The following is a 15,996-nucleotide window of genomic DNA, read 5'->3' as shown; positions in this document are numbered from 1 at the left end:
GCTCTTCCGAGCGGGGCTTCTTGGCGAAGCCCGAGACTTACTTCGCGTTCAGAAGTTCGCCGACTTCAAGCAGGCTGAACTCGTTGTTGTCGGCCTTATCGACGGCGCGGCCGGCCGAGAAGGGCAGGTTGTTGTCGTTGCCGACGATTATGTGCGTGGCATCGACGCGATCGACGTTCTCAATCGTCACGAACGGCATGTCGTAGACGCCATCCTTGCTGCCAGCTTTCTTCTTGTTGTCGGGGTCCTTGATGTTCAGGAGGTCGATGTAGCCGATCTTGCGAACAGCCTTGCCGACGTTGGCGTCGTTGAATTCGATCTTGTAGATGCGCTTGAGTTCGGCTGGGGCTTCAAAGCAATCCGGCTTCGGCTGCTTGGAATCGGCGCAGGCTTTGTCCTTGGTGCCGGCGCCGTTGTCGCGCTCGATCACGAGTGCGGTCGAGCCATCGAGCATGTTGAAGTCGCCGATCGAAACGCCCTTGTCTTCGAAGGGGTAGAACCACGTACGACCGGTCCAGCTTTTGGAAGCAGTGTCAAATTCGATGACGCGGATGGCGGTGTGGCCGTCAACCGATTCCATCTTGCCGTCGTCCTGATAAAGCGCGCCTTCCAGCAGGCCATAGAGCTTGCTGCCGTCCTTGGACATAGCAAGACCTTCAAAGCCGCCCGAGCGCTTCAGGTTGAAGATCGGCGTCTTCGCGGTCGGGTTTGCCTGGATGGAAAGCACCGGATTGTCGGGCGACATGACCGGCTTACCATCGACCGTGGTCGCAGTAACGTCGGTCAGGCGGCCTTCGGTGTCGAACTTGAGAAGGTACGGTCCGAATTCTTCGCCGATCCAGAAGCCGTCTGCGACGGGCTGCACGGATTCAATGTCGAAGTCCGCACCCGTAAGATAGCGGTTTTCGGCGCCTTCGAGCACGATCGGGAAGGGTGCCTTCTTGTCCGGATCGGAGAGGAAGAGGTTCTTGACGACATCGACCTTGCCGGCCTGCCAGTCGAACTTGACCTGATGCAGGGAGAGCATCGCGTCGCTGGAGTTGGCCTTGGCGCCGAAGCCGTTATCCGAGAGCGTCCAGAACGTGCCGTCCGGCATGCTCTTGATGCCGGAGAAGCCCTGGATCGGCTGCCCATCGAAGGGCAGTTTCAGATCGGTGACGCGTGCGCCGTCCTTGCCGGGAACGCTGTTGAGCGCTTCGGTGCGCTTGCGGTCAGCAGTGGTGAATTTGCCGGAATGCTTGAGGAACTCTGGCGCATCGGCGGGAGCCGCCACGAGCGTGTTGGCGGGTAGGATGGCCTGGCTTGCAAGCTTTGCCGGAAATTCCTGCTGGTCAGCGGCGGCTGAACCGGCGATCAAAAAAAGAAATGAAACAGAAGCAAGAAGAGTATTTTTCATCGAAACCCCCAGGGATTGGAATGCGGGTCTCGAATAGCAAGGCTTTCATGTCGGTGCGTTGACGCTTGCATGAAGCTTTGGTGACGTCTTGTGGTTGTCCGCTTTGGCGAGCGCGATGACACCGAGGCTCTGGCCCCGGCCCTTGACGGCGTGGCTTCCAAGGTCCTCGACCGAGACGGTCTCCGGCATCTTGATCCGCTGGGCAAGGTCGCTCGAGATCAGGACTGATCGGTTCAGCGTCTTGGAGAGCGATTCAAGTCGGGAGGCGGTGTTTACGGTGTCGCCGAAATAGGTGATCTTATGGTGGTCGACCCCGATTTCGGCGGTGATCACCGTACCGCCGTGGAGAGCGGCGCGCAGGCGAGGGACTTGGCCGTATGTCTTCAGCCAGTTCTCGGCATCCGCCTCTATCGATCCGATGATGTCGAAGATGCAGTTCACGCATCGCGCGAACTTGATCCCGCGCTCCAATGGCCAGCTGATGATGGCGGCGTCGCCCACGTAGTCGTCGATGGTGCCCCTGTACTTTCTCACCGGCTCCGCAAAGGTGGCAAACAGCGAGCTCAGCATCTGTTGCGCGCGGAGATCGCCATGCTTCTCGGCGAAGGACGTCGAATCCACCAGGTCGATGAACAGGAAAACCCGCTCCTCACTGATTGGCTTCCTGTAGCGGCTGAAAAGCATGCTCGTGAAGATGTCTCGGCCCAGCAATTCGCGGATGCGCAGCACGAAGATGATAAGCGCACACACCGCAAGTGCATAGAGGAAGGCATCGAAAGGCAGGACAACGGCATTGACCCAAGATGCCGGACTAAAGACGCCGAGCCACCACATGGATAGGCCGGCGATCGCGAACCCGATGCTCATCAGGATTTCGTAGGCGAAGATCTTGGCGAGGAAGAACGTTACCGTCGGCAACGCCTGCATGCGCCGGTAAAGACCACGCAGGATCACCTTGCGCTCAAAGGCCATGATCGGCATGCCGATGAACAGCGCAAAGGTTGCGCCCACGAAGGGATGGCCGCCATAGAAGCGCATGTCGTAGAGAACGCCGCTCGCAGCGATAACAAGCGCGATCAACAACCAGTTCTGAACTGGAGATATTTCCCTCATGTCGTCCTTTTCGCGGTCGCTTCGCCGGCGGTGCTCAAGCCATATAGGAACACTACTGCGCTTCCGAAAGGCGCGCCAAGCCGGCGTTCTTGGATCAAATCGATCTGGCGATGACTATGCGCGAAAAAAGTCCGCTTGATGGCGCTTAGAGCGCCACCGTCTCCACTTTCTTGCCGACGAAGCGAAGAGCGACCTGGCCCTGGATAAGCTGCAGCGCCGGCTCGCCGAAAAGCTCCCGGCGCCAGCCGTGCAGCGCCGCGACTTCTGCCATTTCGCCTTCCGCTGCGATCCTGTCGAGATCCTCGCTGTTGGCAATGACCTTCGGCGCGACGCCATGTTTTTCCGAGATCAGCTTCAAAAGGACCTTCAGAAGTTCGGCGGCAGCGGCAGCACCTTCCGGCTGCTGCGTCTGCCGCGGGGCGTGCGGCATGTCGGCCTTTGGCAAGGCAAGGGCCGCATTGACGGCGTCGATGACAGCTACGCCGGCAGCCGATCGCTCCCAACCCTTGGGGATCGTTCGCAAGCGACCGAGCCCTTCGGCGTCCTTCGGCTGCTGCTGGGCGATCTCGTAAATCGCGTCATCCTTCAATACGCGTGAGCGCGGCACGTTGCGGGAGCGGGCCTCGCGCTCGCGCCAGGCGGCGACATATTTCAGGATGGCAAGCTCCTGCGGCTTGCGCAGGCGCATTTTCAGGCGCTGCCACGCATCATCAGGATGCATGTCATAGGTCTCGCGGGCCTCAAGGATATCCATCTCCTCCCGCAGCCAGGAGGAGCGGCCTTCGCGTTCCAGCTCGGCTTTGAGATAGCGGTAGACGTCGCGCAGATGCGTCACGTCGGCAAGCGCATAGTCCAGCTGCTTTTCAGAAAGCGGCCGGCGGCTCCAGTCGGTGAAGCGCGAAGACTTGTCGATCTGAACGCCCTTGGTGCGGCTGACCAGCTGATCATAGGAGACCGAGTCGCCGAAGCCACATACCATCGCGGCAACCTGCGTATCGAAGATCGGATGCGGGATCAGTCCGCCGCGGTTGTAGATGATTTCGATATCCTGGCGCGCGGCATGGAAGACCTTTAGGACGGCCGGATTGGCCATCAACTCGAAGAACGGTCGGAGGTCGAGACCCTTGGCGAGCGGGTCGACCAGCACCTCGGTCGTCGGGCTTGCCATCTGGATCAGGCAGAGTTCCGGCCAGAACGTCGTCTCTCGGAGAAACTCGGTGTCGATGGTAATGAATTCTGACTTGGCCAGCTCTTTGCAGGCCGCCTCCAAATCGGCGGTAGTTTCGATCATCTCAATTCATTCGCAGGATAGACATAGTTGAACCTTCCTTCTCCTTTCGGCCGGATATGTCAACTAGAACCCGCAAAGACCTATCAAACAACTCTAACATAACTGGTCATACCGGTCTTTTGATGTTCGATGATGTGGCAATGCAGCACCCAGTCGCCGAGATTGTCGGCCACGAAGGCGAGCTGCACCTTTTCGTCAGGCTGGACGAGATAAGTGTCGCTGACAAGGGGCGTGACATCCCGCGTCGATGACGACAGAACCGTAAAACTCATGCCGTGCAGGTGGATGGGGTGCGTGTGCGGCGTCACGTTTTCGAGCTGCAGGATGTAGCTCTTGCCAAGTTTCAGTTCTGCCAGGGGCGCAGTCGGGTCTGGCCCGTCACCCGGCCACGGCACTTTGTTGATGGCCCAGAAGTTGTTGCCCAGCGTGCCACAGATGCTGTCGGCCGCTCCGCTTTCTGCCGTGGCGCTGAGGACGAGCGGGATCTTCTCTGCGGAAGACAGGTCGGCTTTGGCCACAGGGTTCTCGCCGAGCGCGGCGAGATCGCCGACATTGCGCTTCAGCGATGTTCCGACGGCTCGAAGCTTGGCGATCGTCTTCGGTGTTGTACCGCGGATGTCTTCAAGCGCGGCAATGGCGCCTTCGCTATCCGGCATCCGCACGGCGAGATCGAGACGCTGGCCGGGGCCGATCAGCAGCAGATCGAGCGAGAAACGTTTTGGCACCGGATTGCCGTCGATCGCGATGATCGTCGCCTCGGCCCCTTGCATCCTCAACGAAAAGATGCGGGTGACGTCGGTCGCGGCGATCCGCAGCCGAACGAGGCCGCCGGCGGGCGCATCATACTGGGGCTCCTGACGCCAATTGGCTGTCCTGACAGTGCCGTAGGTGCCGCTCTTTGCCGCGTCGCGCGGGCGGAAAGCCGCAATGAACTGGCCATCGCCGCCGAGGCGCCAGTCGCGCAAGTTGAGCAATACCTCTGCGTCGAATTTGGGGTCGTCAGGATCCTCCACCACGAGAAGGCCTGTCATGCCGTGACCCATTTGCGTCAGCGTGTTGCAATGCGGGTGGTACCAGAAGGTGCCGGCATCCGGCGGGGTGAAGGCGTAGTCGAAGCTGTCGCCGGTATAGACGTAGGGCTGTGTCAGGAAGGGCACCCCGTCCATCTTGTTGGCGATTCTCAGACCGTGCCAGTGGATCGTAGTCGGCTCGTCGAGCGTATTCGTGAGCCTGGCAGCAAAAGGCTTCCCCTTCGTCATTCGCAAGATGGGCGGCATGCCGCCATCGCCCCAGGTCAGGATGTCCTTCGTGATGCCTGCGTCGGTGATACCAGCGGTCGTCCTCACGGCCTTCAGCACCTGCGGCGCGGGTGCAGCCTCCGCCAGCCCGAACTTGCCCGCGATCCCGATCCCTACGCCGTAGGCACCTGCGACTGCAGACGTTTTCAGCAGATTGCGGCGAGTGAGAAGAGGCATTTCGAGGCTCCACACGAACGATATCGCTCCTCTTTAAAGTTGACCGAGAGTTTCAGCAATATGGTGCGAGGCTGCTAAACTGCCGCACGGCTGTTCACCAGCACGGGGTTGCACCACGCTATAACCGCTCGCAAAGCGCAGGCTCGGTGCGCCAACCCTTGACAAATCAGACCGTCCATGCGCTTTTCCGCCCGATTTTCTTGTCGGTACGGGAGAGCCATCAGAGCCCCTTGCTGCCGTCTTAAGCCAAATACCGGGAATTGAGATTATGCATCGCTATCGCAGCCACACATGTGCAGCCCTCCGCAAGTCGGATGTCGGCGCGAACGTCCGGATTTCCGGCTGGGTCCATCGTGTTCGCGACCATGGCGGCGTTCTCTTCATCGATCTTCGCGACCACTACGGCATTACACAGGTCGTCGCCGATCCGGACTCTCCGGCCTTCAGGCAGGCTGAACTGGTTCGTGGCGAGTGGGTCATCCGCATCGACGGTCTCGTGAAGGCGCGCACCGAAGACACCGTCAACAAGAACATGGCAACCGGTGAGATCGAACTCTATGCGCAGGAGATCGAAGTTCTCTCCGCCGCCAAGGAACTGCCGCTGCCCGTTTTCGGCGAGCCCGATTATCCCGAAGACGTGCGCCTGAAGTACCGTTTCCTCGACCTGCGCCGCGAAACGCTGCACAAGAACATCGTCAAGCGCACGCAGGTGATCTCTGCCATGCGTCGCGAGATGGGCAATATCGGCTTCACCGAATACACGACGCCGATCCTGACGGCCTCCTCGCCGGAAGGTGCGCGCGACTTCTTGGTGCCATCACGCATTCATCCCGGCACCTTCTATGCCCTGCCGCAGGCGCCGCAGCAGTACAAGCAGCTGCTGATGGTTGCCGGCTTCGACCGCTACTTCCAGATCGCGCCGTGCTTCCGTGACGAAGACCCGCGCGCCGACCGCCTGCCGGGCGAGTTCTACCAGCTCGACCTCGAAATGAGCTTCGTCGAGCAGGAAGACATCTGGAACACCATGGGTCCGATGATGACCTCGATCTTCGAGGAATTTGCCGAAGGCAAGCCAGTCACCAAGGAATGGCCGCGTATTCCTTACGACGAAGCGATCCGCAAGTACGGTTCCGACAAGCCGGATCTGCGCAACCCGATCGTCATGGAAGCCGTCACCGATCACTTCGCCGGCTCTGGCTTCAAGGTCTTCGCAGGCATGATCGCCTCGAACCCGAAGGTCGAGATCTGGGCGATCCCGGCAAAGACCGGCGGCTCGCGCGCATTCTGCGACCGCATGAACGCCTGGGCGCAGAGCCAGGGCCAGCCCGGCCTTGGCTACATCTTCTGGAAGGAAGAAGACGGTAAGATCGGCGGCTCCGGCCCGCTCGCCAAGAACATCGGCGAGGAACGCACCGAAGCGATCCGCACGCAGCTTGGCCTTGATGCGGGCGACGCCTGCTTCTTCGTCGCCGGCGAGCCGTCCAAGTTCTACAAGTTTGCAGGCGAAGCCCGTACCCGCGCCGCCGACGAGCTGAACCTCATCGACCGCGACCGCTTCGAGCTGTGCTGGATCGTCGACTTCCCGTTCTTCGAATACAACGAGGAAGAAAAGAAGATCGACTTCGCCCACAACCCGTTCTCGATGCCGCAGGGCGGCCTCGACGCGCTGATGAACCAGGATCCGCTTGGCATCAAGGCCTATCAGTACGACGCGGTCTGCAACGGCTTCGAAATCGCTTCGGGCTCGATCCGTAACCAGTCGCCGGAAACTATGGTCGCCGCCTTCGAAAAGATCGGCCTCAGCCAGCAGGACGTGGAAGATCGTTTCGGCGGCCTCTACCGCGCCTTCCAGTACGGTGCGCCTCCGCACGGTGGTGCCGCTTTCGGCATCGATCGCATCGTCATGCTGCTCGTCGGCGCCAAGAACCTGCGCGAGATCTCGCTGTTCCCGATGAACCAGCAGGCGCAGGACCTTCTGATGGGCGCGCCGACCCCGGCAACGCCGACGCAGCTGCGCGAACTTGCGATCCGCCCGATCCCGCCGGTCAAGAAGGACTGAGGCAGAGTACATGATTGAAAAGAAGCCCGGCGCGCGTCGGGCTTCTTTTGTTTCTGGCTTCAGAGCGCTGTGTAGATCGCGTCGCGCAGATCCACCGTAAACTGCCCCCACATCCCCTCCAGTGCCGTATTCGTCAGCGCCACGACACTCAGGTTCTTTGTGGGATCGACAAACCAGCTGTGGCCGTAGGCGCCGCCCCAGCGGATCGTCCCCTTCGACCACGGCACCTGTGCGGCGACCGGATCGGTCACCACCGCCCAGCCGAAGCCGAAGCCGACGCCCGGATCGAGAGGCTGGCGCACGCCGTTCGCCTGATCCGCCATCATGGTCTTGACCGTCTCGGACGAGAGAAGCGGCGCGCCACCCTTGCGGATCGTCTCCAGAACCGCCAACACCTCGCCTGCCGTTCCCGCCATGCCGGCGCCGCCGGAATGATAGGAGTTCGGATCGAAGATGCGGTCCGGCGCGAAACGCACGAAACCGGTCAGCGCCCGCACGGACGCTTCCTTGCCCATCCGCTCCGGCTGCGGCGAGGCACTCATATAGGCGGCGGCCAGCCGATCCCGGTCGCGCACCGCAAAGGCGGTGTCAGCCAGGCCGAGTGGCTCGGTCACCAGTCTTGCCACCGCCTCGCCGAGCGAACTGCCGGTCTCTTTCTCGATGACGCCGCCGATGACATCGATGGCGAGCGAATATTGCCAGTTCGAACCGGGCGCGAAGAGAAGAGGGGCGCTCGCAAGCCGCTTCAGGTTTTCGGCAATCGGCAGGCCGGGCTGATCGAGGCCGTCGGAAATGCCGGCCCGGGCATAGGGGCCGTCTTCCTCGGTGAAGCCATAGCTGAGGCCGGATGTATGGGTGAGCAGATGCTGGATGACAATGACCGATTCCGTGCAGTCGGCAAGACGCGGGCGGAAATCCGGCAGCCATTTCGTCACTGGGTCGTCGAGGCCGATGCGGCCTTCCTCGACAAGCCGCATGGCGGCGATCGTGACGATCGGCTTGGTGATCGAGGCGAGCCGGAAGATCGTGTCCTCGGCCATGGCCTGTCCCCTTTCGCGGTCGGCCAGGCCGGCGGTGCGGCTATAGACGATATCACCGTCTTGGGCGATCAGGACCACCGCACCGACGAGGCGCTTTGCGGCGATGGTGCGGTCGATCACCGCATCGAGCGCGTTCGCGAAGCCGACTGTCTGCTGTGCATCCTGGGGTTCAAGGGGAAGACTCATCGGATCGAACCTCCTATAATCACAATGACCGTTCCTGAATAAACCGGATCGAGAAATATTTCTAGAGTGACCATTGTGAAAAATAATGACGGCACACAAGATAGCGGACAAAGAAAGCGCGGCCGCCCGCCGGCCTTCGATCGCGAAACGGTTCTTTCGGCCGCGCGCGACGTCTTCTGGGAGCACGGCTATGACGGCAGCTCGATTGCCGATCTGACCGCCTCGATGGGGATCACCCCGCAAAGCCTCTATGCGGCGTTCCGCTCGAAGGCGGAACTCTATCGCGAGGCGTTGAATCAGTACCGGCGCATGCCGCGGCCGAATCCCGGCAATCCGTTTGAAGAAAAGATCGATACGGTGTCGACGTTCAGGCGCTTCCTCGAGACATCGGCTGCCCTATTCACCGCCCCGGAACATCCCAAGGGGTGCATGATCTCCACTGCAGTTCTGAACTGTGCTTCCGAGAGCGGGGACATTGCGCACCACGTCTCGTCGTTGCGATTGCAGACGCTTGGCCTGTTCACCGCTCGCATCGAGCGCGGCATGAAGGAAGGGGATATCAGGCAGGATGCGAACGCCGGATCGCTTGCGCGCTTCCTCGGTGCGATCGTCCAGGGCATGTCGGTACAGGCGCGTGACGGTGCCACGACTGCAGAACTGCTGGAGATGGTCGGGCACGCTATGAACGAGCTACGCCGCTACGCCGCCTAACCGGCAGCGACCACCTTGCAAAAACAAAGAAACCCGGCGGGCAACTGCACGCCGGGTTTCAAAAACTCGAGCTCGGCGCATCAGTCGTTCGCCGAAACCTTGACCCCAAGCACCTGCGGCAGCGTGTTCGGTGCGCCCATGGCAGCGCCCATGATCATCGGGAACGGAACGGGCTTCGCCGGTGCGGCGGCAAGCGTCAGGCTCTTCGGGTTGTCGAGGAAGGTGTTGACGGCTGCCGATATGGCGTTCTGCAGCTCCGGAATGTTGAGCTGTGCCAGCATGATCGGCGTCATTGCCTTCAGCGAGTCCGCCATCTGCTGGCCGGAAATGTTCTGCTGGCCACCGGCGTAGTCGAGCGCACGCTTGGTGATGGAAGCGTCGTCGAAGCGGATCCGGGCGCTCTCGAACGACAGCTGCTGCATTAGCCCGAGCATCGAGAGACCGAGGGCCTGCTGCGCCTCTTCCTTGTTCTGGTTCGCTTCGGCCTGCTTGGCGGCTTCCTGCAGAGACTTCACGAAGGGCATCGTATAGCCGGAGATCTTGAAGGCCAGGTTCAGCTTGCCGACGTTGTTGAAGTCGAAGGCGAACTCGGAAACGTCGATCGTGCCGGGCGTCAGGTCCCAGGCGCCCTTCATCGTGATGTCGCCCTGGATATGCTGGAGGGCAAGCTTCTCGATTGCTTCCTTGCTCTGTGCGTCGCTTGCCTTGCTGATATCGGCCTTCAAGCCCTTGAAGGCACCATCGAAATCGAAGCCGGAGTCATCTTCGCGAAGCGTCAGATTGAGGTCGCTTTCGGCGAGAGAGAACAATTCCTCTCCATTCTGGACAACCTTCACGGGGCCGCTGTGGGCATTTTCGTAGAGGAGCATTGCGTCGAGCCCTTCGCCCTTCGGATCCGCGGGGATCGAAATGCCGCTCAGGGTCAGGTCGGATGCCGTGAAGGTGGAGCCTTCACTCGTGGCGCTGACGTTCGGGAAGGATGCTTCCTCGACATAGTAGCTGCCATCCTCGTCTGCTTCTACGCCGGTCATGGTGATGTCGCCGATGGACACCGCTTCGCCGCTGTTTGGTTTGAAGCTTGCCTTCTTCAGCGTCACGGTGGTTCCGTTGACATCGACGCCGTCGGCAACGATCGTACCGCCCTGCTGGCTATAGGCTGCGTTGATCTTCTTCAGCAGATCCTGGCCGTCGAGCGCGAAAGCCGAGCCGGCGAGAGAAAGAAAGGCGACGCTCGAAAGCATCAGCCGTGTCGTCCGGTAAAAAGTCATTTGGGTCCTCTGGTGGCGGCGTTGTGCGGCGAGCGAGAATTCGCCGTCGGTCTATTGTGGTTCGGTCGTGGTTTATATTTGCGGATTTCTAAATTTGTGTTGAAGGGAAAACGAAACACGACGAAATTCAGGCAAAGCGTCTCGGGTCATTCTTTTCTCGTACGCCAAGACTTCATCCACAGCCGGAATGCCCGGATTCCTTGCTCAAAACAACCATCTCGGCTAGTCAGGACATATGGGACAAGAGATTTTGCCGCCCTCTGGCGGAGACGACGACAGTATCCTTCCGGTCGATTTGAAGGCGGCGCTTGAAGAGCGTTACTTGGCCTATGCGCTATCGACGATCATGCATCGTGCGCTCCCTGACGTGCGCGACGGCCTGAAGCCGGTGCATCGCCGCATCATTCACGCCATGAGCGAAATGGGCATTCGGCCCAATTCCGCGTTCAAGAAATGTGCTCGTATCGTCGGCGATGTCATCGGTAAGTTCCATCCGCATGGCGACCAGTCTGTCTACGATGCGCTCGTGCGTCTCGCGCAGGATTTCTCACAGCGTTACCCTGTCGTCGACGGGCAGGGAAATTTCGGCAATATCGACGGCGACAGCGCTGCCGCCTATCGATACACCGAAGCGCGCATGACGGATGTGGCCGGCCTCTTGCTTGAGGGTATCGATCAGGACGCGGTCGATTTCCGCCCGACCTACAACGAGGAAGACGAAGAACCGGTCGTCCTGCCGGGCGCCTTTCCGAACCTGCTGGCGAATGGCTCGTCGGGCATTGCAGTCGGCATGGCGACGTCCATTCCGTCGCACAATGTCCACGAACTCTGCGACGCGGCCCTCCATCTCATCAAGCATCCCGATGCTACCGTCGAGAAGCTGGTCGAGTTTATTCCCGGTCCGGATTTCCCGACCGGCGGCATCATCATCGATGGCCGTGAAAGCATCATCGAGGCCTATAAGACTGGCCGTGGCGGTTTTCGTACACGCGCCAAGTGGGAGACCGAGGATCTTGGCCGCGGCGGTTATCAGATCGTCGTCACCGAAATCCCGTTCCAGGTACAGAAGTCCCGCCTGATCGAAAAGATCGCCGAACTTCTCTTGGCGCGCAAGCTGCCCTTGCTCGAGGACATTCGCGACGAGTCCGCCGAAGATGTCCGCGTCGTGCTGGTGCCGAAGAACCGGACGGTCGATCCGACGATCCTCATGGAATCGATGTTCAAGCTGACGGAACTGGAAAGCCGCTTCCCGCTGAACATGAACGTTCTCTCCATGGGCCGCATCCCGCGCGTCATGGCGTTGAACGAGGTCCTGAAGGAGTGGCTCGACCATCTCCGCGAAGTGCTGCAGCGCCGCTCGCGCTTCCGCCTGGCGGCCATTGACCGCCGCTTGGAAATCCTCGGCGGCTTGCTGATCGCCTACCTCAACATCGATGAGGTCATTCGCATCATCCGCGAAGAGGACGAGCCGAAGCCGGTGATGATCGCGCGCTGGTCCCTGACCGACAATCAGGTCGAAGCGATCCTCAACATGCGGCTGCGGTCGTTGCGCAAGCTCGAGGAGTTCGAGATTCGCACCGAGTTCGACGAACTCACCAAGGAGAAGGGCGAGATCGAGGCACTGCTGGCATCGGAAGAAAAGCAGTGGCAGACCGTCGCCTGGGAAATCGGCGAAGTGAAGAAGAAGTTCGCCAAGGCGACCGAGCTCGGTCGTCGCCGCACCCAGTTCGCCGACGCGCCGGAAGCCGACGAGCAGGCTATCCAGCAGGCGATGATCGAGAAGGAGCCGATCACCGTCGTCGTCTCCGAAAAGGGCTGGATACGCGCTCTGAAGGGGCACATCTCCGACACCGCGACCCTGACCTTCAAGGAAGGCGACGCGCTGAAGGTTGCCTTCCCTGCGCAGACGACCGACAAGATCCTGATCATCACCACCGGTGGCAAGGCCTACACACTTGGCGGCGACAAGCTGCCCGGCGGTCGAGGTCATGGCGAACCGCTGCGCATCATGATCGATATGGACAACGATCAGGACGTCCTGACCGCCTTCGTTCACGATCCTGCCCGCAAGCAGATGATCGTCTCGACGGCGGGCAACGGCTTCGTTGTTGCCGAGACCGACATGGTCGCCAATACCCGCAAGGGCAAGCAGATAATGAATGTCTCCATGCCTGATGAGACGAAGCTGATCGTTCCCGTCAGTGGCGACTATATCGCTGTCGTCGGCGACAATCGCAAACTGCTCGTCTTCCCGCTGTCGCAGGTCCCGGAAATGGGTCGCGGCAAGGGCGTCCGCCTGCAGCGCTACAAGGATGGCGGCATTTCCGACGTACGCTGCTTCGCAATATCAGACGGCCTCGTCTGGGAAGACAGCGCGGGCCGCACCTTCACGAAGAACAAGGACGAGCTTGCCGAATGGCTTGGCGATCGTGCCACCGCTGGTCGGACCGTTCCGAAAGGCTTCCCGCGCAGCGGTAAGTTTGCCGGCTAAGCGAAAATAATTCTGCGCCTCGCTCTTGGCGAGCGGGGCAACTCCTCTACTTCTGGCCAGTAATCACAACATGGACAGACGTCATTCCGCAGGCGGACGGAATGATCGAGTGTGGTGCTCCTGGAGAGTGCCATGTCCGATCACGGAGGATTGTTGATGAGTGCTTGCAATACCATCACTTTGAACGTTGCGCATACATTCAATGCCTCGCCCTGCGCCGTCTACGACGCATGGCTGAACCCTCAGATCGCCAAACGCTTCCTTTTCGCAAGCGACGAAGGCCGCGTTATCCGAGCCGACATCGATCCAAAGGTCGGCGGACATTTTCTCGTCATCGACCGACGTCCGACAGGCGATGCGGTGCATTACGGCGTATTTCTCGAATTGCGCCGACCGCGGCGGATGGTCTTCTGCTTCTCGGCAGCCGAGCATGATCACAATGCGGATCGAATACAGATCGACATCGAACCGCTCGCCGAAGGCACGCGGTTGACGCTCTCGCACGAAATGTGCGCCCAATGGGGCCAGTTCGAAGAAGAGACGCGGAAGGGCTGGGTCCACGTCATGCAGGGGCTCGAGCGCGAACTCGATGCGATGCAGGTGGTCAGTGTGCCAGAGATTGTCGCGCAGGCTTCCGCCGAACCATCCAAAGCGAGTGCAGCATAATCGCGCAGACCAGGATCGTGCCGCCTACGAGCGTCATCGTCGGTGGGGCTTCCGCGAAGATCAGCCATATCCAGATCGGAGCCAGGATGGTTTCGAGCAGATAGAACATGCCGACTTCGGGCGCGGAGAGATAGCGTGGTCCGGTAGCTAGGCACCAAAAGGCGACCGGCATCAGAAGCGTACCGTTGAGGATGATCCAGGCGGGATGCTCTATGGCTAGCCCGACCGGCAGGGCCTTTGCAAAGCCGAGGGCCGCCGGCAGGGCGGCGGCAAGCAAGGGCACGAAGCCCATTTCCCGACGCGACGCCCGGGCAATGGTTATCGCCGATGCGAGGATAAAGGCGCTGAGAAGTGCCATGGCATCGCCGAAGAGATGGCCGCCGGCCAATCCATCATGCACGATCAGGCCAACACCGAACACCATGACCGCCATGGTGACGAGCGTGGATGCCGTAGGACGTTCCTTGAGAAAAATCCATGACAAGAGAGCGCCGAACATCGGATTGAACGCGACGATAAAAACCACATTGGCCGTCGCCGTGTTGAAGACGGCAAGCAGGAAGGTCAGCGTCGAGCAGCCGTAGAGCAGTCCCGTCGCAAGGCCGTGCCTGCCGGGCACGAGCACGGGCCATGCTCCCTTGGCGTATCTGATAAGACAGATCACCAGCAGCGCGGCGGCGACCGTCGTGATGCTGCGCATGCCCAGGATCGACCACATGTCGCCGTGAGCAAGCCGCACCAGTGGAATGTCCATGGAAAGAGCCAAGCCGCCGATTGCCGTCAGCAGCAGGCCTTTCCGATGATCGGAAAGGGAGGGGAGGAGCATTTAGTAGCGCGGGCTTTCGGGCAATACGGAGGGATCGAAACGTTCCCAGCCGCGCGAAGTCAGATGCTCCTGCGGCTGGAAGCGAGTCTTGTAGTCCATTTTCCTCGACCCTTGAACCCAGTAGCCGAGGTAGACGTGTGGAAGACCCAAGGCCTTTGTGCGCCTGATGTGATCAAGGATCATGAACGTGCCAAGGGAGCGGCGATCCATGTCAGGGTTGAAGTAGGAATAAACCATGGACAGGCCATCGCTCATGGTATCGGTCAGGGCGGCGGCCAAGAGCTCGCCGGTCGGGCGCTCTTCCAGGCCCGTCCCTTCCTTTCGAAGCCGATACTCGATGATTTTGGTGTTCACATGGGTGTCTTCGACCATGATGGCATAGTCGAGCACCGTCATGTCGGACATTCCGCCCTGCTGGTGGCGAAAATCGAGATAGCGTCGGAACAGCGAATATTGTTCGCTGGAAGGTTGGGCAGGGAATTCCGTGGAGATGATGTCGGCGTTCGTTGCCAGCACGCGCTTCATCGACTTCGTCGGCAGGAATTCCTGTGCGAGGATGCGCACGGAAATGCAGGCGCGGCAGGCCTCGCAGGCCGGACGATAGGCGATGTTCTGCGACCGGCGAAAGCCGCCCTGTGTCAGGATATCGTTCATCTCCGCTGCGCGGGGACCGACGAGATGCGTGAAGACCTTACGTTCCATCTCGTTGGCCAGATAGGGGCACGCAGCCGGAGCAGTCAGGTAGAACTGCGGTGATGGCGTCGTCTGCGTATTCATCTGTTGCGGAGATTTCCTTTGGTTCGCTGCTTATCTGACAGGATGACTTAAGAATAAAAAACGTCAACAGCGGGGCCGTTCTCCTGCCCGATGTCGCGCGTCATACTTTTGGATATGGCGTCGAAAGGCTCCCGGCAAAGGTCGGGAGCAGCGTTTATTTTAGCTTGTGGCGAGCCTGATCAGGCGGTGCGTACCGTGACGGTGCCAACCAGAAAATCGTGGATCAACCGGCTGCGTTCGGTGAACAGGCCAACCAGCAGAATCAGCGGCGTCAGGACTGAGTTCAGGATCCAGAAAAGCGCCAGGTGAACGATGGCCGTCAGGAAGTCCATCGGCTGCCCGTCGACGCGGATGATGGCAATGCCCATTGCGCGCATGCCGAATGAGGCCTGCTGGGAACCGCCCACCGTAAAGCCGAAATACAGGCCTGCAACGATCACGAACAGCGCCGGGTAGAGAAAGAATCCGAGCCCCAGTGTGACGATCGACAGGAAGAAAAGAATGACCGCCGCCGGTATGCAGAGCAGCAGAATGATCACGTAGTCGAGGATGAATGCGAAGACACGACGGCTCAGCGTGCCGCTATAGGCGCGCCAGTCGTCCGGTGCAGCATAGAGCGGATTGGGCGTGAGCGTCATCGTTACGGTCTCCTTTCGAGAAAGCGATGCCGCTGATATGGTATCGCTTCCCTCAAATG

Annotated in this window: 13 protein-coding genes; 4 read left to right on the top strand and 9 right to left on the bottom strand. The window is 60.3% G+C overall.

Features of this window, described 5'->3' with window-relative positions; all coding sequences use genetic code 11:
* Positions 1-37: 37 nt before the first annotated feature.
* The 4 genes from AC1DE4_RS07460 to AC1DE4_RS07445 form a co-directional block, all read right to left on the bottom strand.
* Positions 38-1,396: an esterase-like activity of phytase family protein gene (locus tag AC1DE4_RS07460; protein ID WP_113470729.1), complete on the bottom strand. Its 1,359-nt coding sequence runs from the start codon at positions 1,394-1,396 to the stop codon at positions 38-40.
* Between the two features lie 45 nt (positions 1,397-1,441).
* A complete protein-coding gene (locus tag AC1DE4_RS07455; RefSeq protein ID WP_026372048.1) occupies positions 1,442-2,509 on the bottom strand; it encodes an adenylate/guanylate cyclase domain-containing protein in 1,068 nt (355 codons plus the stop codon).
* Positions 2,510-2,654: 145 nt separating this feature from the next.
* A complete protein-coding gene (gene rnd / locus AC1DE4_RS07450; protein WP_113470730.1) occupies positions 2,655-3,800 on the bottom strand; it encodes a ribonuclease D in 1,146 nt (381 codons plus the stop codon).
* 83 nt (positions 3,801-3,883) lie between these two features.
* Positions 3,884-5,275 (bottom strand): multicopper oxidase family protein, encoded by a 1,392-nt coding sequence (locus AC1DE4_RS07445; protein ID WP_477880811.1) that lies wholly within the window; start codon positions 5,273-5,275, stop codon positions 3,884-3,886.
* Between the two features lie 268 nt (positions 5,276-5,543).
* Between AC1DE4_RS07445 and aspS the strand changes: the two genes are divergently transcribed.
* Positions 5,544-7,334 carry an aspartate--tRNA ligase gene (gene aspS, locus AC1DE4_RS07440; RefSeq protein WP_113470731.1) on the top strand — a complete coding sequence of 597 codons (1,791 nt, stop codon included), beginning with the start codon at positions 5,544-5,546 and terminating at the stop codon, positions 7,332-7,334.
* A gap of 59 nt (positions 7,335-7,393) precedes the next feature.
* Here aspS and AC1DE4_RS07435 read toward each other — a convergent pair whose 3' ends face one another.
* Positions 7,394-8,560 (bottom strand): serine hydrolase domain-containing protein, encoded by a 1,167-nt coding sequence (locus AC1DE4_RS07435; protein ID WP_477880809.1) that lies wholly within the window; start codon positions 8,558-8,560, stop codon positions 7,394-7,396.
* A 66-nt stretch (positions 8,561-8,626) separates the two neighbouring features.
* Between AC1DE4_RS07435 and AC1DE4_RS07430 the strand changes: the two genes are divergently transcribed.
* Positions 8,627-9,271: a TetR/AcrR family transcriptional regulator gene (locus AC1DE4_RS07430; protein ID WP_018859187.1), complete on the top strand. Its 645-nt coding sequence runs from the start codon at positions 8,627-8,629 to the stop codon at positions 9,269-9,271.
* Between the two features lie 80 nt (positions 9,272-9,351).
* On the opposite strand, the gene AC1DE4_RS07425 is transcribed toward AC1DE4_RS07430, so the two are convergent.
* Complete coding sequence (locus AC1DE4_RS07425) at positions 9,352-10,539, bottom strand: YdgA family protein (protein ID WP_169681042.1); 1,188 nt, start codon at positions 10,537-10,539, stop codon at positions 9,352-9,354.
* A 235-nt stretch (positions 10,540-10,774) separates the two neighbouring features.
* Between AC1DE4_RS07425 and parC the strand changes: the two genes are divergently transcribed.
* Both parC and AC1DE4_RS07415 read left to right on the top strand, forming a co-directional pair.
* Positions 10,775-13,030: a DNA topoisomerase IV subunit A gene (parC, locus tag AC1DE4_RS07420; RefSeq protein WP_169681040.1), complete on the top strand. Its 2,256-nt coding sequence runs from the start codon at positions 10,775-10,777 to the stop codon at positions 13,028-13,030.
* A 132-nt stretch (positions 13,031-13,162) separates the two neighbouring features.
* A complete protein-coding gene (locus AC1DE4_RS07415; protein ID WP_018116890.1) occupies positions 13,163-13,696 on the top strand; it encodes an SRPBCC family protein in 534 nt (177 codons plus the stop codon).
* On the opposite strand, the gene AC1DE4_RS07410 is transcribed toward AC1DE4_RS07415, so the two are convergent.
* The 3 genes from AC1DE4_RS07410 to AC1DE4_RS07400 form a co-directional block, all read right to left on the bottom strand.
* Positions 13,635-14,522 carry a DMT family transporter gene (locus AC1DE4_RS07410; protein WP_018859191.1) on the bottom strand — a complete coding sequence of 296 codons (888 nt, stop codon included), beginning with the start codon at positions 14,520-14,522 and terminating at the stop codon, positions 13,635-13,637. The two genes, AC1DE4_RS07415 and AC1DE4_RS07410, sit on opposite strands and share 62 nt — an antisense overlap.
* The gene (locus AC1DE4_RS07405; RefSeq protein WP_018116892.1) at positions 14,523-15,299 is read right to left on the bottom strand and encodes an arginyltransferase; all 777 of its coding nucleotides are present in this window, start codon (positions 15,297-15,299) and stop codon (positions 14,523-14,525) included.
* Positions 15,300-15,478: 179 nt separating this feature from the next.
* Positions 15,479-15,937: an RDD family protein gene (locus AC1DE4_RS07400; RefSeq protein WP_018116893.1), complete on the bottom strand. Its 459-nt coding sequence runs from the start codon at positions 15,935-15,937 to the stop codon at positions 15,479-15,481.
* Positions 15,938-15,996: the final 59 nt, after the last annotated feature.

Source organism: Rhizobium sp. 10N414 (assembly GCF_056394785.1).
This window is presented reverse-complemented; position numbering and strand designations above follow the sequence as displayed.

Coding starts and splice junctions, on each gene's coding strand:
- aspS (WP_113470731.1), top strand. CDS start 5,544: ATGCATCGCTATCGCAGCCACACATGTGCAGCCCTCCGCAAGTCGGAT.
- AC1DE4_RS07405 (WP_018116892.1), bottom strand. CDS start 15,299: ATGAATACGCAGACGACGCCATCACCGCAGTTCTACCTGACTGCTCCG.
- parC (WP_169681040.1), top strand. CDS start 10,775: ATGGGACAAGAGATTTTGCCGCCCTCTGGCGGAGACGACGACAGTATC.
- AC1DE4_RS07445 (WP_477880811.1), bottom strand. CDS start 5,275: ATGCCTCTTCTCACTCGCCGCAATCTGCTGAAAACGTCTGCAGTCGCA.
- AC1DE4_RS07400 (WP_018116893.1), bottom strand. CDS start 15,937: ATGACGCTCACGCCCAATCCGCTCTATGCTGCACCGGACGACTGGCGC.
- AC1DE4_RS07460 (WP_113470729.1), bottom strand. CDS start 1,396: ATGAAAAATACTCTTCTTGCTTCTGTTTCATTTCTTTTTTTGATCGCC.
- AC1DE4_RS07425 (WP_169681042.1), bottom strand. CDS start 10,539: ATGACTTTTTACCGGACGACACGGCTGATGCTTTCGAGCGTCGCCTTT.
- AC1DE4_RS07415 (WP_018116890.1), top strand. CDS start 13,163: ATGTCCGATCACGGAGGATTGTTGATGAGTGCTTGCAATACCATCACT.
- AC1DE4_RS07410 (WP_018859191.1), bottom strand. CDS start 14,522: ATGCTCCTCCCCTCCCTTTCCGATCATCGGAAAGGCCTGCTGCTGACG.
- AC1DE4_RS07455 (WP_026372048.1), bottom strand. CDS start 2,509: ATGAGGGAAATATCTCCAGTTCAGAACTGGTTGTTGATCGCGCTTGTT.
- rnd (WP_113470730.1), bottom strand. CDS start 3,800: ATGATCGAAACTACCGCCGATTTGGAGGCGGCCTGCAAAGAGCTGGCC.
- AC1DE4_RS07435 (WP_477880809.1), bottom strand. CDS start 8,560: ATGAGTCTTCCCCTTGAACCCCAGGATGCACAGCAGACAGTCGGCTTC.